13 protein-coding genes are annotated in these 19651 nt (G+C 62.8%); 7 read left to right on the top strand and 6 right to left on the bottom strand.

The genetic code is table 11. The features are described from left to right. Positions 1 to 2: 2 nt before the first annotated feature. From GTP45_RS09890 to GTP45_RS09875, 4 genes are all read left to right on the top strand, one after another. Positions 3 to 3029, top strand: coding sequence for a sensor histidine kinase (locus tag GTP45_RS09890; protein ID WP_161013706.1), 3027 nt, complete (start codon positions 3 to 5; stop codon positions 3027 to 3029). 106 nt (positions 3030 to 3135) lie between these two features. Continuing rightward, positions 3136 to 5349: a TonB-dependent receptor gene (locus tag GTP45_RS09885; RefSeq protein WP_229258400.1), complete on the top strand. Its 2214-nt coding sequence runs from the start codon at positions 3136 to 3138 to the stop codon at positions 5347 to 5349. Positions 5350 to 5352: 3 nt separating this feature from the next. Then, a complete protein-coding gene (locus GTP45_RS09880) occupies positions 5353 to 8424 on the top strand; it encodes a hybrid sensor histidine kinase/response regulator family protein (RefSeq protein ID WP_229258399.1) in 3072 nt (1023 codons plus the stop codon). Next, complete coding sequence (locus GTP45_RS09875; RefSeq protein ID WP_161013705.1) at positions 8421 to 9335, top strand: diguanylate cyclase domain-containing protein; 915 nt, start codon at positions 8421 to 8423, stop codon at positions 9333 to 9335. Before GTP45_RS09880 ends, GTP45_RS09875 begins: the two co-directional genes overlap by 4 nt. Here the strand turns inward: GTP45_RS09875 and GTP45_RS09870 are convergent. Genes GTP45_RS09870 through GTP45_RS09860 form a run of 3 tightly spaced genes read right to left on the bottom strand, consistent with a single transcriptional unit; the run spans position 9332 to position 14267 of the window. After that, positions 9332 to 11746, bottom strand: a complete 2415-nt coding sequence (locus GTP45_RS09870; RefSeq protein ID WP_161013704.1) for a hybrid sensor histidine kinase/response regulator — start codon at positions 11744 to 11746, stop codon at positions 9332 to 9334. The genes GTP45_RS09875 and GTP45_RS09870 overlap by 4 nt on opposite strands. 37 nt (positions 11747 to 11783) lie before the next feature. Beyond that, positions 11784 to 12929, bottom strand: coding sequence for a glycerate kinase (locus GTP45_RS09865; RefSeq protein ID WP_161013703.1), 1146 nt, complete (start codon positions 12927 to 12929; stop codon positions 11784 to 11786). A 12-nt stretch (positions 12930 to 12941) separates the two neighbouring features. Continuing rightward, a complete protein-coding gene (locus tag GTP45_RS09860) occupies positions 12942 to 14267 on the bottom strand; it encodes an MFS transporter (protein WP_161013702.1) in 1326 nt (441 codons plus the stop codon). 130 nt (positions 14268 to 14397) lie between these two features. Between GTP45_RS09860 and GTP45_RS09855 the strand changes: the two genes are divergently transcribed. Next, complete coding sequence (locus tag GTP45_RS09855; protein ID WP_161013701.1) at positions 14398 to 15531, top strand: sugar diacid recognition domain-containing protein; 1134 nt, start codon at positions 14398 to 14400, stop codon at positions 15529 to 15531. Between the two features lie 145 nt (positions 15532 to 15676). Further along, a complete protein-coding gene (gene bcaP, locus GTP45_RS09850) occupies positions 15677 to 17065 on the top strand; it encodes a branched-chain amino acid transporter BcaP (protein ID WP_308494592.1) in 1389 nt (462 codons plus the stop codon). A 10-nt stretch (positions 17066 to 17075) separates the two neighbouring features. Here bcaP and GTP45_RS09845 read toward each other — a convergent pair whose 3' ends face one another. Then, positions 17076 to 17867: a GlxA family transcriptional regulator gene (locus tag GTP45_RS09845; RefSeq protein ID WP_161013699.1), complete on the bottom strand. Its 792-nt coding sequence runs from the start codon at positions 17865 to 17867 to the stop codon at positions 17076 to 17078. A gap of 93 nt (positions 17868 to 17960) precedes the next feature. Here GTP45_RS09845 and GTP45_RS09840 point away from each other — a divergent pair, with 93 nt between their 5' ends. Next, positions 17961 to 18509 carry a thioesterase family protein gene (locus GTP45_RS09840; protein WP_161013698.1) on the top strand — a complete coding sequence of 183 codons (549 nt, stop codon included), beginning with the start codon at positions 17961 to 17963 and terminating at the stop codon, positions 18507 to 18509. Here GTP45_RS09840 and GTP45_RS09835 read toward each other — a convergent pair. Beyond that, positions 18502 to 19158 carry a pentapeptide repeat-containing protein gene (locus tag GTP45_RS09835; RefSeq protein WP_161014175.1) on the bottom strand — a complete coding sequence of 219 codons (657 nt, stop codon included), beginning with the start codon at positions 19156 to 19158 and terminating at the stop codon, positions 18502 to 18504. The two genes, GTP45_RS09840 and GTP45_RS09835, sit on opposite strands and share 8 nt — an antisense overlap. Further along, entirely contained in the window at positions 19158 to 19592 is a 435-nt protein-coding gene (locus GTP45_RS09830; protein WP_161013697.1) for a nuclear transport factor 2 family protein, read from the bottom strand. Before GTP45_RS09830 ends, GTP45_RS09835 begins: the two co-directional genes overlap by 1 nt. Positions 19593 to 19651: the final 59 nt, after the last annotated feature.

Here is a 19651-nt window from a genome sequence, read left to right as displayed (position 1 = left end):
GCATGACCGCATCAACACTCGTCCGCAGCGCCCTTGCAGCATGGGCCGCGCTGGCCATCGCGCTGGGCCTGTGCGGCCCGGCGCAAGCCCTCAATCCCGACATTCGCCTGAACGATTACAACCACGCCTCGTGGAGCACGCGCGACGGCGCGCCCGGAGAAATTACCACCATGGCGCAAACGCCGGACGGCTGGCTGTGGCTAGGCACCACCACCGGCTTATACCGCTTCGACGGCGTGCGCTTCGAACGTTATGAGCCGCCGGCCAAGGGGGAAGTAGCCAGGCGCCGCATCGGCGAGCTGCGCTCCGCTGCCAATGGCGACTTGTGGATCAGCTACTCGGTCGGAGGCCTGTCGGTACTGCACAAGGACGGCAGGATCGATGACATCCAACCGCTGGATGGGCCAGTCGGCAATGTAAAGACGCTGGCCGTCGACCACGATGGCTGCACGTGGATTGCCGGCGGCCGTGGTTTTTTCCGCTACGCGCACGGCCAATTGCAAAAGCTGAGCGCCGAACAGGGACTGCCACCGGAGAGCATCAGCAGCGTACTACTGGATCAGTACAATCAAATCTGGGCGTTGTACAGCGATGGCCTGTATCGCCTCAACCGCGCCAGCGGCAAGTTCACACAGGCGCTGGCCTACCAGGGCGGCGCCGCCCTGACCCAGTCGCCAGACGGCCGCCTATGGATCACGTCGCGACAAGAGATGCTGCCGCTGCCGCAGGAGAAAACCCTGCCGCCGGGCCAGCGGCACATCCTGCCGCGTCCCGCGCTGTTCAACTCACTCGAATCGATGCCCGGCGCGCAGTTCGACCAGGAGGGCAACCTGTGGAGCCGCTACTGCCCTGAGACGCTGTGCGTCGTGGCCCGCGCCGGCCAGCACCAGGGCGGCCCGTTAATCGTCAGCAGTGCCGCCACCGACAAGGTAGCCGCACCATTGGCGCTCACTTCGCGCACCACCAACGGCATATTGGAAGACATCGAGGGCAATATCTGGGTCGCCACCCAAACAGGGCTAGATCGCTTTCGTGAAAACAGTTTAATCCCGGTGCGCCTGCCGGTTGCCAGCGGCGCGTTCTCCATGGCGGGCGATAGCGAGGGCGGTGTATGGCTGTCCGACGCCTACAACAAGATCACGTGGAAACTGGCGGCCAACCAGGCGCCGCAACGTCAGCCGGAATTTTACCGCGTGGTCGCCAACGACCGCCAAGGCGCGCTGCTGCTGGCGGAACGCGACCGCATCCAGCGCCGCCACCTGGGACTAACTAGCACCATCCCGCTGCCGCCCGGCCCCGACGGCAAGACCGATCATGACGTCATGGGATTGGTCGATGACGGCAAGGTACTGTGGATGTCGTCACCGCAGGTGCGGCTGGTCGGCCTGCTCGATGGCCAATGGCGTCCGCGCAGCGCCTTCAGTCTGCCGGACAAGATCTTCCTGGGCGTCGCAGGCCGCAATCCCGGCGAGCGTTGGCACGCAACCGGCGACGGCACCCTGGTCTTCAATGACAACGGCAAGCTTTCGAACTATGACGCCCATCACATCGGCCTCGCCACCATGATCAGCGTGAACGAAGACGTGGTCGCGGGCGGCGACAAGGGCCTGGCGGTATTCACCGGCGACGGCTTCCGCAAGCTCAAGGCCCTGCGCCCGGATCCGCTGACCAATATCTCCGGCATGGCCATCAGCGCCAACGGCGACCGCTGGTTCAACGGCAGCCAAGGCGTGGTTCACGTGCGCCGCGCCGATTGGCAGGCAGTGTTGGCGCAGCCCGGCGCAATGCTGAAGTATGAACTGCTTGGCGCGCTGGAAGGCTACAACGGCCAGGCCATGCTCGAAAACCGCCTGCCCAGCGTCTACGCCGACAAAGCGGGCAGTCTCTGGTTCATGACCAGCGCCGGCGTGCTGCGACTGTCGCCGGGCGAGCTACGCCACAACCACATCGCGCCGGTGCCGTCGGTACAAGGCGTCGATGTGAGCGACATGACTTACGCCGCAACCCATGGCCTGCGGCTGCCGCCAGGCGCGCAAAACTTCAGCATCAAATTTACCGCGCCGGGACTGGGCAAGCCAGAGGCGATGCGCTTCCAATACCAGCTTTCCGGCGTCGACGACGACTGGCAGGAAGCCGGCAACCGCCGCATCGCCTATTACACCAACGTGGCGCCGGGCAGCTACACCTTCCGCGTGCGCGCCTTCAACGACGACGGCATGATGAGCGTGGAGGACGCCCGCCTCGATTTTGAGGTAGCACCCAAGTTCGTGCAGACCACCTGGTTCAAGGCCTTGTGCCTGCTGTCCATTGCGGCTGTGCTGTACCTGCTCTACCTTTACCGCTTGCGCGTTGCGACCCGGCGCGTGGCGGCGCAAATGTCGGTGCGCATGGCTGAACGCGAACGCATCGCGCGCACACTGCACGATACCTTCCTGCAAAGCGTGCAGGCGCTGATCCTGCGCCTGGACACGGTCTCGCACGGACTGCCGGAAGACGCGCGCAACAAGCTGGCGCCGATTCTCGATCAAGCCAACAACACCGTCGAAGAAGGCCGCGACCAAGTCCACGAGCTGCGCACCGGCCGCGTGGACAATGTCGAAAGCGCAACCGAAGAAGCGGGCCGCCAGCTGCACGCCGAGCATCCGTCCACCTCCTTCGGCATCACGGCGGCCGGGCCGCGCCGCAAGCTGCAAGACACGGTGGCCGAAGAAGCATGCGAAATCGCCCGAGAAGCGCTGCGCAACGCCTTCCGCCATGCGCGCGCCAAGCGCGTGGAAGCACGCGTAATCTACGAGCAAGAGCACTTCCTGTTGCAGATCAGCGACGACGGCGTCGGCATGTCGGCAGATGCCGCAACCAAGACCCGCCACTACGGATTGACCGGAATGAAGGAGCGCGCAGCACGCGCCGGCGGCAGGCTGGAAGTCGGCGCCACCTCTGAAAACGGTGGTGTGCGCATCACTTTTAGCGTGCCGGCTCGCGCGGCGTATGCGGGTGCGCGGCGCTGGTGGCAGCGACACGGAGCGTGATTTTTTATCTACATAGTTGCTTTATCAACTACAAAACGGGCAGCTAACCTGCTACACTCTGAGGCTTTGCATCTCAAACGCAGCAGCCGTTTTTAAAAAAGCAATCATGAAAACCACCGCGCAGGCCCGGCCAAAACTCATGGTGATTCCATTCTCGCTAATGATCGCGGGGACGGCGCAAGCCCAGATTCAAGAAGTGACCGTGACGGCGCAACGCGCGCCTTCTCTGGAATCGAAAACGCCGGTGTCCATGAGCACCTTGAGCGCCGATGCTTTGACCAAGGCCGGCATCGACACGCCGGGCGACATCGGCGCGCGCCTGCCTAATGTGGAAGTGGACAACACGCCGGACGGCATGCGCATCACCATGCGCGGCGTGTCCAACAACGATGCGACTGAAAAAGGCGATCCATCGGCAGCCTTCCTGCTCGACGGGATTTACATCGCCCGCCCGCAAATTCAAAACCTGAGCTTCTACGATCTGGAACGCGTGGAAGTGCTGCGCGGCCCGCAAGGCACGCTGTATGGCCGCAACACCACGGCCGGCGTAATCAGCGTGATGTCGAAGACGCCGATCAACCGCTTCGAGGCCTGGGTCGCCACGGAATTCGGCAACTACAACAGCCGCAAACTGGCCGCCATGATCAACGTGCCGGTCAACGATATGCTGTCGCTGCGCGCCGCCATGTCGGCCAACAAGCATGACAGCTATCTGACCAACGGTCTGAATAACGGCCGCGAATTGGGCAAGGATCGCGACGATATTTCGGCACGCCTGTCGGCGAAACTGAAAATCACGCGCGACGCCACGCTGGTCGTGCGCTATGACCGCAGCAAGGTTGATGACAACAACGACAGCTACGTCCCTGACACCAATTTCTACACCGGTGTCGCTAGCGGCAATCCGGTACCGTACAACAGCGGCACGCGTACCCGCCTGACCTACAACTTCGTCGCTCCGAACGCGGCGATCGCGCCGCAGCAGCAAGCGCACAGCTACAAGAATACCTACGGCGTCAGCGCCGACCTGTCGTGGGATCTGGGCCCGGCCACGCTGTACTACCTCGGTTCGCACCGCAGCTTCGATCACGACCAGCTGGCCAACTTCTACTACCGCGTGCAGCCTACGCTGGCGCTCAACGTGCGCGAGAGCTTCCTCGGCGACTACAAGCAGGACTCGCACGAACTGCGCATCGCCACCGAAGGCGACGGCCCGCTCAGCGCACAAGCAGGCGTGTACTACTTCCGCGAAGAGTCGTCGCAGGTCTACACCTTCCGCGACCTGGCGCTGGTTGGCCTGCCACCGTACTACGTTTTCGATCACGGCCCGACTATCTCGACCAGCAAGGCCGTCTTCGGCCAGGCCACCTACCGCGTGACCGACAAGCTGCGCGCCACCGCTGGTGCGCGCTACACCTCCGATCAAAAATCGCGTGTAGGCTCGACCAACTTCCAGCAAGGCCCGGCCTTCAACCCGGCCACCGACTTCAAGCTGTTGAACGACGCCGCCATGCGCACGCACCAGACGACCTGGCGCCTGGGCCTGGACTACGACCTCGCGCCAGGCACGCTGCTGTACGGCGCCATCGCCACCGGCTACAAGGCCGGCGGCTTTAACGACGGCTGCCTCGCCGGCTCCACGCAACTGGGACTGGGCTGCCCGGCCGCACTGGCAGTACCTGCGGCGGCGCTGTTCTATCAGCCCGAAACCGTGCGTTCCTACGAAACCGGCGTCAAGACGCGCTTCTGGGATAACAAGGCTAGCCTGAACCTGGCGGCCTTCTACTACGATTACCGCAACCTGCAATTGTCCAGCGTCGCCATCGTGTCGGGCGCGCCGCGCTTCGTCACCAGCAATGCCGGTGAAGCCAGCGTTAAAGGCCTGGAAGCCGAGGGCCAAATCGCGCCGACCGCGCAAGATCGCTTCAGCTATGCACTGGCGCTGCTCGATGCGCATTATGCTCGTTACAGCCCTGACGGCGTGCATGACTGGGCCGGCGTCAAGCTCGATCGCTCGCCATCGAACTCGCTGACGCTCGGCTATGAGCATGACTTCGGCCCATTGTCGGCTGGCGTGAGCGCGCGCCGCAGCGCGGCTTACCAGATCGCCGTGCCGGCGCAGCTGCTGCAATACCGCATTCCATCGTACACGCAGACCGACGCCACGCTGCGCTACCGCCCGCAAGGCGCGGCATGGAGCGTCACGGCACGCGTGAAAAATCTCGAAAACAAGGTGCACCCGATTTACATCGACAGCTTCGGCATGCTGACGGCAAGCGATCCGCGCACGGTAGACGTACGGCTGGACTATCGCTTCTAATCCATGCTGATGCACCTGACCCGCTACCTGCTGCTGATCCTCACGCTGGCCTTCCTGCCTTGCGTGGCCTATGCCGGTTCCGGGCCGCTGGTGCTCAATGGCCAGCACGATGTAATAGAAGCTTGGCCCGCCGTTAAAGTCATGCACGATACGGGCGGCAAGCTGACGCCGGAAGCGGCGCTGGCCGCCGTTGAACACTATGCCGTTGCCAACTCCGCCTACGCCACGCTGGGCGTGCACAAGGACGTCGTGTGGCTGCGCATTCCGGTGGCGCTGGCCGCGCATAGCGATGGCGAGTGGATCCTCAGTATCGACTACGCAGTGCTGAACCGCATCGACGTCTACGTAACGACTGAGGGCCGCATCACCCAGCATCAAGTCACCGGCAATCTGCAAGCGGACAGCGACAGCAAGCCGCGCGGCCGCGTCCCGGCAGCCCTGCTGCATCTGACGCCCGGCGCCGAACACGTTCTGCTGCTGAGGATCGAGAACGAAGGAGCGATGATCCTGCCGATCAGCTTCTCGCGTCCTGCCAGCTTCCACGGCGCTGCGCTCAACGAGCAAATGCTGCAAGGCGTGTTGACCGGGCTGAGTTTGTGCCTGCTGCTGTACAGCCTTGCGCAATGGGCCACGCTGCGCGAGCCGCTGTATGGAAAGTTTGCGCTGCTGGTGCTGGGCACCACGCTGTTCTCGGTCGAGTTCTTCGGGCTCGGACACCAATACCTGTGGAACAACAGTGCCTGGATGAGCATTCATGCCGGCGGCGTGTTCGCGCTGACCGCCTCCTGCGGCGCCTATCTGTTCGTCGAACAGGCGCTCGCGCGTCCCGGCAAGGATCGCATCTTCAGCCGCTTGATGAAGACCGGTGCGGCGCTGTGCGTCATCAGCGCCCTCGCCTATATCACCGACATCATGGGCGTGGAGACACTGGTCATCATCGTCAGCACCTTGGGCGTGATGCCGATGCTGCTCGGTCTACCGGGCGCCTACTTGCGCGCCCGCCGCGGCGATGCGGTCGGCGTCTACTTCCTGGTCGGCTGGGGCGTCAGCTTTACCTCGTCTGCGGTGCTGAGCCAGGTCATTAGCGGCAAGGTAGACGCCAACTTCTGGACGATGCACGCGCTACAGTTCGGGAATATGGTCGACATGCTGCTGTTCACCCGCATCCTCGGCCTGCGCACCAAGGCCATGCAGACCGCCATGCTGCGCGCGGAAGAAGCCACGCGCACCAAGTCCGAATTCCTAGCCCACATGAGCCACGAGATTCGCACGCCGATGAACGCCATCATCGGCATGAGCCGGCTGGCGCTGATGACCGAGCCGAATCCCAAGCTGCAAAACTACCTCGGCAAAATTCTCGGCGCGGGCGAGCACCTGCTGGCCGTGATCAACGACATTCTCGATTTCTCCAAAATTGAGGCGGGCAAGCTGGGACTGGAGTCCGTGCCATTCAACCTGCAAGAGATGCTGGATCACCTGGCCACCCTTACCGTCATCAAGTCCGACGCTGCACGCGTGGAGTTAAAGATGCGCGCCGACGCCAGCATACCGGCGCGCCTGATCGGCGACCCGCTGCGCCTGAGCCAGATCCTGATCAACCTCACCAGCAACGCCGTCAAATTCACCGAGCGCGGCGAGATCATCGTCGCCGTCGAACTAATGGACAAGACGGCGGATACCGTGGCGCTGCGCTTCTCCGTGAGCGACACCGGCATCGGCATGCGGCCATCGCAGGTCGAAGGCTTGTTCGAATCGTTCAACCAGGCCGGCGCCACCACTACCCGCAAGTACGGCGGCACCGGACTGGGACTCAGCATCTCGCGCCAGCTGGTACAGCTGATGGGCGGCGACATCAAGGTATCCAGCAGCGCCGGCATCGGCAGCCGCTTCAGCTTCATCGTCCGCCTGGGCATCGCCGACAACGGCACTACGGCAGTCGATTGGCCGCTGCATCACCAGCAGCCAGCGCGCGAACTACGCCGCTCGGATAGCGCCGGCCTGGCGATGCGTGACCTGTCGGCGCTGGACGGCGCGCGCATTCTGCTGGTGGAGGACAACGCCAACAACCGCGAGGTAGCACTGGACTTCCTGTCCGCCGCCCGTATGCAGATCGACATCGCCGAACATGGCCTCGAAGCGCTGCACATGATCGAGCAGGCGGACTACGACCTGGTACTCATGGACGTGCAAATGCGCGAAATGGACGGCTTCACCGCCACCCGCCGCATCCGCGCCATGCAACGCTGCGAGCACCTGCCTATCGTCGCCATGACTGCCTATGCGATGGCGGGAGACCGCGACAAGAGCCTGGCCGCCGGCATGAACGACCATCTCACCAAGCCTGTCGTGCCGGAGCAGTTGTTCCGCGCGCTGATTAAATGGATTCCGCCATCGCGTCTTGCCGCGCGCCGCGCACAGACCAGCGCCGCGCTCCAAATGACCCCGCCGCCGACCGACAACGCTCGCGCCGGCGCACCGCTGCCGTCGATACCGGGCGTGGATTGGCAACTGGCGCTGGAGGGGGTCGATCGCCAGCGCGCCCGCCTGGATAAGCGCATCCGCGGCTTCCTGCATGAGTACCAGCCCGCCGCGCAAACCGTACGCGAGGCGATTGCCAGCGGCCAGCACGAGGTGCTGTATAGCCTGACGCACAACCTGAAATCAACCGCTGCCTACATCGGCGCCTTCCACCTGGCCGCGCAAGCGCACGCGCTGGAGCAAGCCATGCGCACCGAGCGTCTCGACCGCATCGCCATGCTGGCCGCGGAATTGGCGGATGGGCTGGATCTCGTGGTCAGCGGCCTGTCGCAGCTGGGCGACGCACCAGCACCGCTGCGCTACCGCGACAGCGATGCGGGATTGCTGATCACCCGCCTGGAAGCTTATCTGCGCAACGACGATGCCCGTGCCGAAGACGTACTGACGGAACTGCGGGCGCTGCCGGCGGTCTTACGCCATGCGGAACCGCTATCGGCCGTCCAGCGCGCCGTAGACGACATCGAATACCAGGCTGCGCTAGCGCCGCTGAGCGCCCTGTCGCGCGCTCTGCACAACCAACTGGAAGTAAGCAAATGAATTTTGCGGGGACTCAAAAAGTGCTGGTGGCTGACGATGACATCGTCAATCGGCAAGTGCTGTCTGATCTGCTCAAGCCAGAACATACGGTGCTGCTGGCAAAGAATGGCGAACAGGCGCTGGAGCGCGCCGCGCGCCATCTGCCGGACTTGATCCTGCTCGACGTGGTCATGCCGGACATGGACGGCTATGAAGTACTGCGCCGCCTGCGCGCAGATGCGCAAACGGCACACATCACGGTGATCTTCATCTCTGGCCTTGGCCGCCCGGAAGATGAGGCCAATGGCTTGAAGATGGGCGCGGCCGACTACATCTCCAAGCCGTTCAATGAGACCGTGGTAATGGCGCGCGTGGCCATGCATTTGCAAATGGTGCGCCAGCGCCGCATGCTGGAACATTTGGCGCACGTCGACGGGCTGACCGAATTGGCCAACCGCCGCCGCTTCGACGAAGTCTACGAGGCCGAATGGCAGCGCAGCCGCCGCAGCGGCCGGCCTTTGTCGCTGGCCTTACTGGATATCGACGCCTTCAAACAATACAACGACCATTACGGCCACCCGGCCGGCGACCGCGCGCTGCGCGCCGTGGCGCGGACTGCGGCTTCCGGCCTGCGGCGGCCTGCCGATCTGGCGGCGCGCTACGGCGGCGAAGAGATAGTGCTGCTATTGCCGGACACCGAGGCAGCCCAGGCGCAGCAAGTCGTCAGCTGCATCTGCGCCGCCATCGTGGATCTGCAAATCCCGCACGAAGCCTCGGGCGTCGCGCCCGTACTCACTGTGAGCGCAGGAGGCGCAACGCTAAACAGCGCGGCACCCGAAACCTGCAGCGAACTGTTCTCCGCTGCCGACACCTTGCTCTACCAGGCCAAGAAGTCGGGCCGTAATCGCGTCGAGTGGCGGCTGGCCGTTTAGTCCAGGCGGTGCGCAGTGTGGCGTGCCAGTGTGGCGAACATCTGCTCCACGTCGATCGGCTTGGCGATGAAGTCATCCATGCCGGCGCTGGTGCACTGCTCGCGCTCCGACTCCATCACGCCGGCAGTCATGGCGATGACGGGTAGCGTTAGTCCCAACTCGCTGCGTATCTTGCGGGTAGCGGTGAAGCCGTCCATCACCGGCATCTGCACATCCATCAGCACCAGGTCGTACTGGCCATCCTTCAAGCGATCCAGCGCCAACTGGCCGTTGTCCGCTACCGTGACCGATGCCTGCGCGTGTTCCAGTATGCCCTTGGCGACGTTTTGATTGATGGGGTTATCCTCCACCAGCAAGATGCGCACACCGTTCAACGCCGGCGCGTGCGGCGCAGCGGGCACGCCGCCGCCTTGCGCGGCAGGCGCCAGCGCCGTCTGCACCGCATCGAACAGGCTCGATGCCGTCACCGGCTTGGTGAGGAAGGCGGCACTGCTGGCTTGCTCCATCTCCAGCATCAGCTTCCCGCGCCTGTAAGCGTTGACCATGCAAATCACCGGCGCCGGCGTCAGCTCCTGCACGGCGCGCATGGCCGCCACGCCATCGACCAGCACTACGTCGTAGTGCGTGCCGGTGCGCAGCCGCGCCAGCGCTTCATCGCCGGAGGCGGCACGATCGCTAGTCCAATTCCATGCCCGTATAGTCTTGCCGATGAAGGTGCGGCTGGTGCGGTTACTATCCACTACCAGCACATGCAGCGGCTTGGCGGCGCGCGCAGGGCCGGCGTCTGCGGCTTCGATAAATTGCAGCGTGAAGCGGAACTCGCTGCCTTTGCCCGCCTCGCTATCGACTTGTATCGTCCCACCCAGCATCTCGATCAAGTTCTTGGTGATGGTGAGGCCCAGGCCAGTGCCGCCGAAGCGCCGCGTGAACGACAGGTCGCCTTGCGTGAATGGGGAAAACAAGCGCGCCAGCTGTTCTGGGTTCATGCCGATGCCGGTGTCGCGCACGCTGAAGCGCAACGTCAGCGGCGAACTGCTCATCCGCTGCACCAGCACCGACACTTCGCCTTGCTCGGTGAATTTGATCGCGTTGCCGGCGAGGTTGACCAGGATCTGCTGCAAGCGCAGCGCGTCGCCAATCAGCACACGCGGCACGTCCGGCTCCACCGCCATGCACAGCTCCAGATCCTTTTCGCCTGCGCTGACGCTCATGATGGTCGCCAGCGAATGCATCACCTCATCGAGTTTAAAGCGTACCGGGTGCAGCTCCACTTTCCCGGCCTGCATCTTGGAGAAGTCCAATATGTCGTTCAGGATGCCGAGCAGAGATTGCCCCGACACCCGTATCATTTCCAGATAGCGGCGCTGCTCCGGCGATAGCTCGGTGGAGCCTAATAAATGCGCCATCCCCAGCACCGCGTTCATCGGCGTGCGCAGTTCATGGCTCATGTTGGCAACGAAGGCATCCTTGGCGGCGTTGGCCTGCTCCAGCGAACGGCTGATATTGCGCGCATACACCCACGCGGCGCAGAAGCCGGCCAGCATCAGCAAAGTCACCACGATACTGATCCACTTAATTGACGCCAGCATCTCCGACCACACCACGCTGCGCGGCACGCCGATCACCACCGACCAGCCGCTCGCAGGGGAACGGCTGTACATCGAATACACCGGCAAGCCTTCCAGCGTGGTGGCTTCCACGGCGGCCTCCATCCGCGCCGGCATCTGCACCAGCAGCGACTGCGCGCCTTTCTTGCCCACCGAGCCCTCAGGATCCAGCGTGCGCGCCACGATCACGCCTTGCGAGTCGAAGACGGCAACCACGCGGTCGGGTGGCAGCCGCTGTTCTTTCAGCACCTGTCCAAGGCGCTCCGGCACAAAGGCGGAGGAAATGCAGTAGATGACTTTACCGCCGCGCAGAACCGGCACGTGTATCGCCACCAGCGGCCGTTTCAGCGCGAGGCCGATAAACAAGTCGGAGATCACCGGCTTGCCGGTCTCGAACACTTTACGGACGCGGGGCGCGCTGACGGGATCCGGCAGCACCGGCCCATAAGGCCGCGCGGTATTCAGCAGCTGCACCGAGTCGCGGTCACTGAGGACGAAATTAAAGCCGGGGAATTCGGGGCGCAGCGCCTTGCTGGCCTCCGCGTGGAAGGCGGCGAAGTCGCCCTTGTCCAGATTGGGTGAATGCGATAGCGCCAGCGCCACCGAGATGCCGGTGTTGAGATCACGATCCACGGCCTGTATCAGGGCGCGCGCCGTGATCAGCGTGTCGATCTTGATTTGCTCGCGCTCGCGGTCGATGAAGTGCGCCGTCAGTAATGAGAAGCCGACAATGGCCGGCAAGGCGCATGCCCACACCAGCGTGTAGATTTGCACCTTAATCGACGGCACCCCGCCTCTCGCCATGAAAGTCGTCCCTAGTACGGATATGGCGAGAACTTTATCACAAGCCCAGGCCAGCTCCCAATCGTAACGTAGCGGCGATATTGCGGGCGGCGCAGCGCACGTTTGCAGCGGCGGCGGCCAGCGCCTCCTCTACCGTGCATGGGCGGCTGACCGCTCCGAATACCGCATCGATGCCGTGTGCATGCACCACCGGCGCACCGGTAGCCAGCGATCCGGCGATCGCGATCACCGGCTTGCCGTGGCGCTGCGCCACGCGGGCCACGCCGATCGGCGTTTTGCCGTGGATGGTTTGGCCGTCGATGCGGCCTTCGCCGGTGATCACCAAGTCCGCGTCAGCCACCGCTGCATCCAGTCCGACAGCCGCCGTAACGATCTCGCTGCCTGGCCGCAGACGGCCGCCGAGGAATACCATCATGGCCGCCCCTATGCCGCCGCCGGCGCCGGCGCCCGGCACTTCGGCTACGTCCTGCCCGACATCGCGGACGATGATGGCGGCGTAGTGGCGCAGGTTGTCGTCCAGGCGCGCCACCATTTCCGGCGTCGCGCCTTTCTGCGGGCCGAAAATGGCCGATGCGCCTTGCGGGCCGACCAGAGGATTACTGACATCGCAGGCCACATCGAACACGCTATCCTTGATGCGCGCGTCGAGGCCGGACAAGTCGATCCGCTCCAGCATATTCAGGGCGCCGCCACCCGCCGCGAGCTCCGCGCCGGTAGCATCCAGCAGCTTGCCGCCCAGCGCTTGCAGCATGCCTGCGCCGCCGTCGTTGGTAGCGCTGCCGCCCACGCCCAGCACAAAGCGGCGCGCCCCGGCGTTGAGCGCATGCAGTATCAATTGGCCAGTGCCATAGCTGGTGGTGCGCAGCGGGTTGCGCTGCGACGGCGCGACCAGTTCAAGACCGCTGGCGGCGGCCATTTCAATCACCGCCGTGTGACCGTCGCCCATCAAGCCGTAGAACGCCGATACCGGTTCGCCCAGCGGGCCGGTGACTTCCAGGCCCACCAGCTTACCGCGGCTGGCGTCGATCATGGCCTGCACCGTGCCTTCGCCGCCATCGGCGACCGGCAGCTTGCGGTACTCGGCGTCCGGGAAGATCTCACGGAAGCCGGCCTCGATTTCGTTCGCCACGGCCATCGCCGTCAGGCTCTCTTTAAACGAATCGGGCGCTATGACTATTTTCATCGGCTTGTGCTCTTAACGGTTAACCAGCTTCGCAGGAATGCGCAGCACCAGTATCGCACCAAGCAGCAGCACGCTGGACAAAATATACAGCGCCATATCGGTGCTCTGCGTCGCATCCTTAATCCAGCCGACCAGGAACGGGCTGACGAAACCGGCGATCTGGCCCAGCGAATTAATCAGCGCCAGTCCACCGGCAGCAGCGGCGCTGCCAAGGAAGGCCGCAGGCAAAGACCAGAACTGCGCCAGCGCCGCCAGTGCGCCCATGGTCGCCATGCTCAAGCCGATCATCACGATCAAGGCAGTGCTGGAGAAGTTCGCCGCCATCAGCAGGCCAATGAGGCCCATCACCATCGGCAGCGACACGTGCAAGCGGCGCTCGCGGTGTTTGTCGGCCGAGCGGCCGGCCCACACCATGAATACGGCAGCCAGCAGATATGGTATGGCGCTCAGCCAGCCCACCGTTACCGCGCTTTGGAAGCCCAGCGACTTGATAATCGAAGGCAGCCAGAAGTTAATCGCATACACGCCCATTTGAATGCAGAAGTAGATCACACCCAGCATCCACACGCTGCCATTACGCAGCACGGCGCTAAACGACTGGCCCACATTGCTGGTGGCGGCGCGCTGCTGCTCGTCGCTGGCCAGCGCGGCCTGCATGGCGGATTTCTCTTCGCTGCTCAGCCACTTGGCTTGCGCGATGCCGTCGTTGAGATAGAAATACACGCCAACGCCCAGCAGCACGGTCGGCAGGCCTTGCAGCAGGAACAGCCACTGCCAGCCCGCCATGCCGCCTTGGCCGGACGAGAAATGCGACAGCATCCAGCCGGACAGCGGGCCGCCGATCAAACCGGAGATAGGAATCGCCGACATGAACAGCGCCATCACCTGACCGCGTTTCTGCGTCGGGAACCAGTGCGTAAAGTACAGCACCATGCCGGGGAAGAAGCCCGCTTCGGCCACGCCGGTAAAGAAGCGCAGCACGTAGAAGGAGGTTGGCGAGTTCACGAACAGCATACAGGCCGACAGGCCGCCCCACGCGATCATCATCACCGAGATCCAGCGGCGCGCGCCGATTTTGTGCAGGATCAGATTACTCGGCACGCCGCTCAGCACATAGCCGATAAAGAAAATGCCGGCGCCTAAGCCATAAACGGTATTGCTCAATTTGAGCGCGTCCAGCATCTCGAGCTTCGCAAAGCCGACGTTGACGCGATCCAGATAATTGAACAGGTAGCAGACGAAGATAAACGGAATCAGATGCCAGCTGGCTTTTTTGTACGCGCCGTCGAGGACCGACGCCGCCGGCCAGGCCTGCGCCGCGGTGGTGGAAGTGCTCATGATAGTCTCCAGTGTCTTTTTAATGATACGGCGATTATCTGGAATCGATCACAAAAAAGCATTGGCCGTGCGCCCGAATTTGGCCTTCCCAAGCGGCCAAATCTTGTGCAAATGCCCTAAAATGCAGTGCATGGACATTCTAAGCACGGCACTGGCGCAGGATATTGTTACCCGCACCATGCGCATCATCCCCTACAACGTCAACGTCATGGACGCCAACGGCAGCATTATCGCCAGCGGCAATCCGGCCCGCATCGGCGAACTACATGCAGGCGCCCTGCTCGCCCTGGCCAAGCAACTGACGGTGGAAATCGACGAAGCCAGCGCGCGCAACCTGCACGGCGCCCAGCCGGGCATCAATTTGCCGCTGACAGTACACGGACAATTGTGCGGCGCAGTAGGCTTGAGCGGGGCACCGGACGACGTCCGCCAGTTCGGCGAATTGGTGCGCCTTACCGCCGAGATGATCCTCGAACAGGCGCAACTGACCGGCGAACTGCAACGCGATTCGCGCTACCGCGAGGCCTTCGTTCTTAATCTGATCAACGGCGATCACGCCAACCGGGCCGACCTGGTGGCATGGGCGCACCGGCTCAACGTGCAGCTCGACCGCATGCACGCGGTCTACCTGCTGGAGGTGGACGACAGCCGCGCGCCAGTCGATCTGCAAGCGCTGCAACTGCGCCTGCAAGCGCGCCTGCCCGCCACCATGACGGCGGCAACCAGCCCGCAGGAACTGGCGATTCTCGATTTTTACGACGCGCCCGGCCCCGGCCATCACAAGCAGCTGCAAGCCCTGGCAGCGGCACTGCGCGACCTCTGCCCGCAGCCGCACGCCCTCACCATGGGCATCGCCCTGCACGGCATCGGGCAGGTGGCGACATCGTGGCAAAGCGCGCGCACCGCTGCCCACATCGGCCGCACGCGCGAACGTGGCCACGCGGCTGGAAAGCCCCAGTACCTATACAGTTATTACAACCACACCCTGCCTGTACTGCTCTCCGGCCTGAACACCGGATGGCAAGCCGGCCAGTTGCGCGCGCCCATAGAAAAACTCGGCAAGAATAAAAATATGCTGCGCCGCACACTAGAAACCTGGTTCGCCCAAGACGGCCATCCGGCCGCCACCGCCGACGCCCTGCACATACACCGCAACACGCTGGACTACCGCCTGCGCCGCATCGGCGAAGTCACCGGCCTCGATCTGGCCCGGTTGGAAGATAGATTTTTACTCTACATTTCTGTGCTCTTGTCCAGTGAATGAAGCGTCCAGATACACATCGATACACGTAAAACAACACTATCGGAAATGCAGAAAACATGCTGTATGATCTGCGCTTGCCCGAACCAGGCCCACAAGGCCGCCCCGCCGGGACTACGATAAAACACAAAAAAGCAATGGAGCTATTTTGAGCCTTTTTAGAACGAAGAATCTGGATGACATGATCGCCAACTCCCGCAAGCCGGGCGGTTTGGCAAAGGTACTCGGTCCTTTCGACCTGGTTTTGATGGGCATCGGCGCGATCGTCGGCACGGGCATTTTTGTGCTGACCGGCACCGGCGCGGTCACCGCCGGCCCGGCGTTGACGCTGTCCTTCGTGGTGGCGGCAATCGCCTGCGGCTTCGCGGCGCTGTGCTACGCTGAATTTGCCTCCACCGTACCGGTGGCCGGCTCCATCTACACTTATTCTTACGCCACGCTGGGCGAACTGGCCGCGTGGATGATCGGCTGGGATCTGCTACTGGAGTATGGCCTCGCCACTTCCGCCGTATCGGTCGGCTGGTCGGGCTACTTCCAATCGCTGATCTCCGGCTTCGGCATCCACTTGCCGGTAGAGCTGACGGCGGCGCCGGGCGCACTGCCGGGCGTGACTACCTTCATCAACCTGCCGGCGCTGTGCATCATGCTGCTGCTGACCGCAATGCTGAGCCTCGGCGTGCGCGAATCAGCCCGCGTGAACAACATCATGGTGGTGATTAAGATCGGCGTGGTGCTGCTGTTTATTCTGGTCGGCGCGCGCCACGTGACGCCAGCCAACTGGCAGCCGTTTATGCCTTACGGTACCAACGGCATGCTGAGCGCAGCGGCGCTGGTGTTCTTCGCCTTCATCGGCTTCGACGCGGTGACGTCGGCGGCGGAAGAAGTCAAACGCCCGGAGCGCGATCTGCCGATCGGCATTATCGGCTCGCTGGCCGTGTGCACCGTGCTGTATGTGATCGTATCGGCCATCATGACCGGCATCGTGCCGTTCAAAGAATTCCTCGGCATTGACCACCCGGTTACGCTGGCACTGCAGCGCGCTGGTGAAAACTGGTTTGCCGGCTTCGTCGACCTCGGCGCAATCCTGGGCATGACCACCGTGATCCTGGTGATGGCTTACGGCCAGACCCGCATCATCTACGCCATGTCGCGCGACGGCCTGCTGCCGAAACGCCTGTCGTCGGTGCACCCGCGCTTCCAGACGCCGTTCTTCGCCACTTGGCTGGTCGGTATCGTGTTTGGCGTGCTGGCTGCCGTGGTGCCGCTGAACGTGCTGAATGAATTGGTGAACATCGGCACGCTGGCCGCCTTCACGCTGGTGTCGATCGCTATCGTCATCCTGCGCAAAAAGCGTCCTGACCTGCCGCGCGCCTTCCGCTGCCCTGGCGTGCCGGTGATTCCTGCGCTGGCCGTGATCTTCTGCGTGACTCTAATGGCTTATCTGAGCTGGTTCACCTGGGTTGCCTTCGGCGTCTGGCTGGCCATCGGCCTGGTGATCTACTTCACCTATGCGCGCAAACACTCAGCGCTGAACTAAGTCTCTTCCCTTATGCTGCCCGCGGCTGGAACTTCTTCCGGTACGACGCGGGCAGCAGTCCCACTCGCTGCTGGAACAACCGGCGGAACGAGTTACTGTCTTCGTATCCCACTTTGCAGGTAATGCTGTCCAGGCTCATGCGGGTTGATTCCAGCAGGTGCTTGGCTTTCTCGCCATGGCTTTTCGGCATAGACCACAACACATACACCGATTGCTCGCTGCGGGAGTTATCGATCAGCAGATAGTGGCTGCATTTCTGCGCCAGATCGAGCGAGCCGTAACGGCGAAGCAGGTGCAGCAGCAAATCCATGGCCGCACTGGCGCCGCCACTGGTGAGCAAGCGATTGTCTTCGCACAGCGTTTCGCGTTCATCCATGCGCACATCGGGATAGCGTTTGCGGAACAGGTCTGCGAAGGCCCAATGCGTGGTTGCGCGCGCGCCGGACAGCAAGCCGGTTTCCGCCAGCAGGAAAGTGGCGGTGCACATGGTGGCCAGCACCGCGCCTTGTGCGTGCTGCTTGCGCAGCCATACGCTGTAACGGCCAAAGCCCGGCAAAGCTTCGCGCAGCGTGAACAGGAAGCCGGGAATCAGTACAAGGTCGGTATGGGCGATATCTTCCAGCGCCACTTCCGGCTGCAAAGCCTGGCCACGCAAAGTGCGTACCGGCTGGCCGTCCAGCGAAGCGGTGACCACGTCAAAAATCGGCTCGCCGGCAAACAGATTGGCGGCGGTGAGCAATTCCAGCGCGGTGGTGGCGCTGGAGGCCGAGCATTGGTCGGCGAAGAGTAAAGTCAGATGCATGGCATATTTCGCATGAAAAAAGTCATTTCTGCACCTACCTTACCAGATCCGCCTGCCCTATAGTGGTGGCAATACTCTACTCACCTATACATTATGAATCTCTGGTTTCGACTGTTCTGGATGCTGCTGAAACGCCCATGGCGCAAGGCTGCCGACCCGTTTTCGACCACCGTGGTGCGCATGCGCGTATGGCCGCTGGATCTTGACTTAAACCGCCACGTCACCAACGGCCGCTACTTCACGCTGGCCGACATCGGCCGCATGGACTACGTGCTGAAAACCGGCGCATTCCGCACCGCGCTGCGCCACAAGGCCGTGCCCATCGTCGGCGACGCATGGGGCAAATTCCGCCGCGAGCTGAAACTGTTTGAATCGTTTGAAATCCACACCCGCATGCTGGGCTGGGACGACAAGTGGAGCTTCCTCGAACACCGCTTCGTCAAGGACGGCCGCGTGGCCGGTACAGTCATCATGCGCGGCGTATTCCGCGCCGCCAAGGGCACGGTGCCGCCGGCCGCCATCGTCAAAGATCTCGGCATGCCGGAACAGTCGCCAGCCATGCCGTCGTGGTTGACGGCATGGTCTGACAGCTGCGACGGTATGAGCGCGCAGTTACGCGAGGAAGAAAGCGCGGCTAAGTAACAATAAGATCCAACTCGCGCAGGAAGCTTGCCGCCTGCGAGTGGGAGATGATCGCGCCCTTGAACAAACCAGCCTCGGTCAGCTTCACGCCCTCGATGCTGGCCCCACGCAGATCAGCGCCTTGGAATTTGGCCAGCTTGAGCACCGCATGGCGCAAGCTGCCGCCTTCGAACACGGCCTCGCGGAAATCGCAGCCGGACAGATAGGCCTCTGAGAAATCCAATTCCTTCAAAGTCGTCTTCCTGAACGAGAAGCCGCGCATGTCGGCGCCGATCAGCAAGCACTCTTCAAAATGAATACCGAGATGCGCCACTTCTTCAAACGAAGCGCCGGTCAGTTTGCAGCCGTGAAAAGCGGCGGATGCCAGCTTGGAGCGGCGCCACTTGCTGTTATTCAGATCGCAGCCATCGAAACGGGCATCGACGGCATCCACCGATTCGAAATCGGCGCCGCCGGCGCGGCAACGCAGCCACTGCGAGCGCGCCAATTTGCTGGCGAATAGCGAAGTCTCGGCGAAGGTGCAACGCTCAAATACGCAGCCCTGCAAATCGAGACGGGACAAATCTTCATCATCAAACGAACAACCTTCAAAACGGCGCGCGCCTTGCGCCAGTTGCTCTTCCAATTCCGCGCGCTGCACTTGCACCATCACTTCAGGTTCATGGTTTGCACCGACAGCAGCTTGCACTGGCCGCCGGCGTTGACATAAGTACGCATGAATTGATAGCGGTTGGTGCGCCACGTTGTGCCGTCCGCATTCCACTGCTCGGTCGTGCTAACGCCGCGTACTACCGAGGTATCGCCTTGTACATGCACGTGCACGTCGCTGGTGCTGCGCGCCTTGTAGACCACCGGCTTCTCCAGCCGCGCCAGCAAGCCGCTGCGCGTTTCGATTTGCGAACCAAGCGAGTGCACCCACACATACTCGTCCGCCAGCAGCGATTGCAAGAACGGCACGTCGCCGACGCGCAACGCCTCTTCGTATTGGGAGTCGCGCTCAATCAGCGCGGACGCAGGCAGGCAAGGCCCAGCCGATGAGATCAAGGGCAGCGCGACCAGCAGAGAGAATAGAAGTTTTTTCATAGTGGCGACGAGTATAACCGCTCCTCCGTGCCCTGCCCCACATACAATTTGAAGAAAAG

The sequence above is a fragment of the Duganella rivi genome (assembly GCF_009857435.1).
Lineage (GTDB): Bacteria > Pseudomonadota > Gammaproteobacteria > Burkholderiales > Burkholderiaceae_D > Rugamonas > Rugamonas rivi.
Note: the sequence above shows the minus strand (reverse complement) of the source record. Positions and strands in the feature narration are given on the sequence as shown.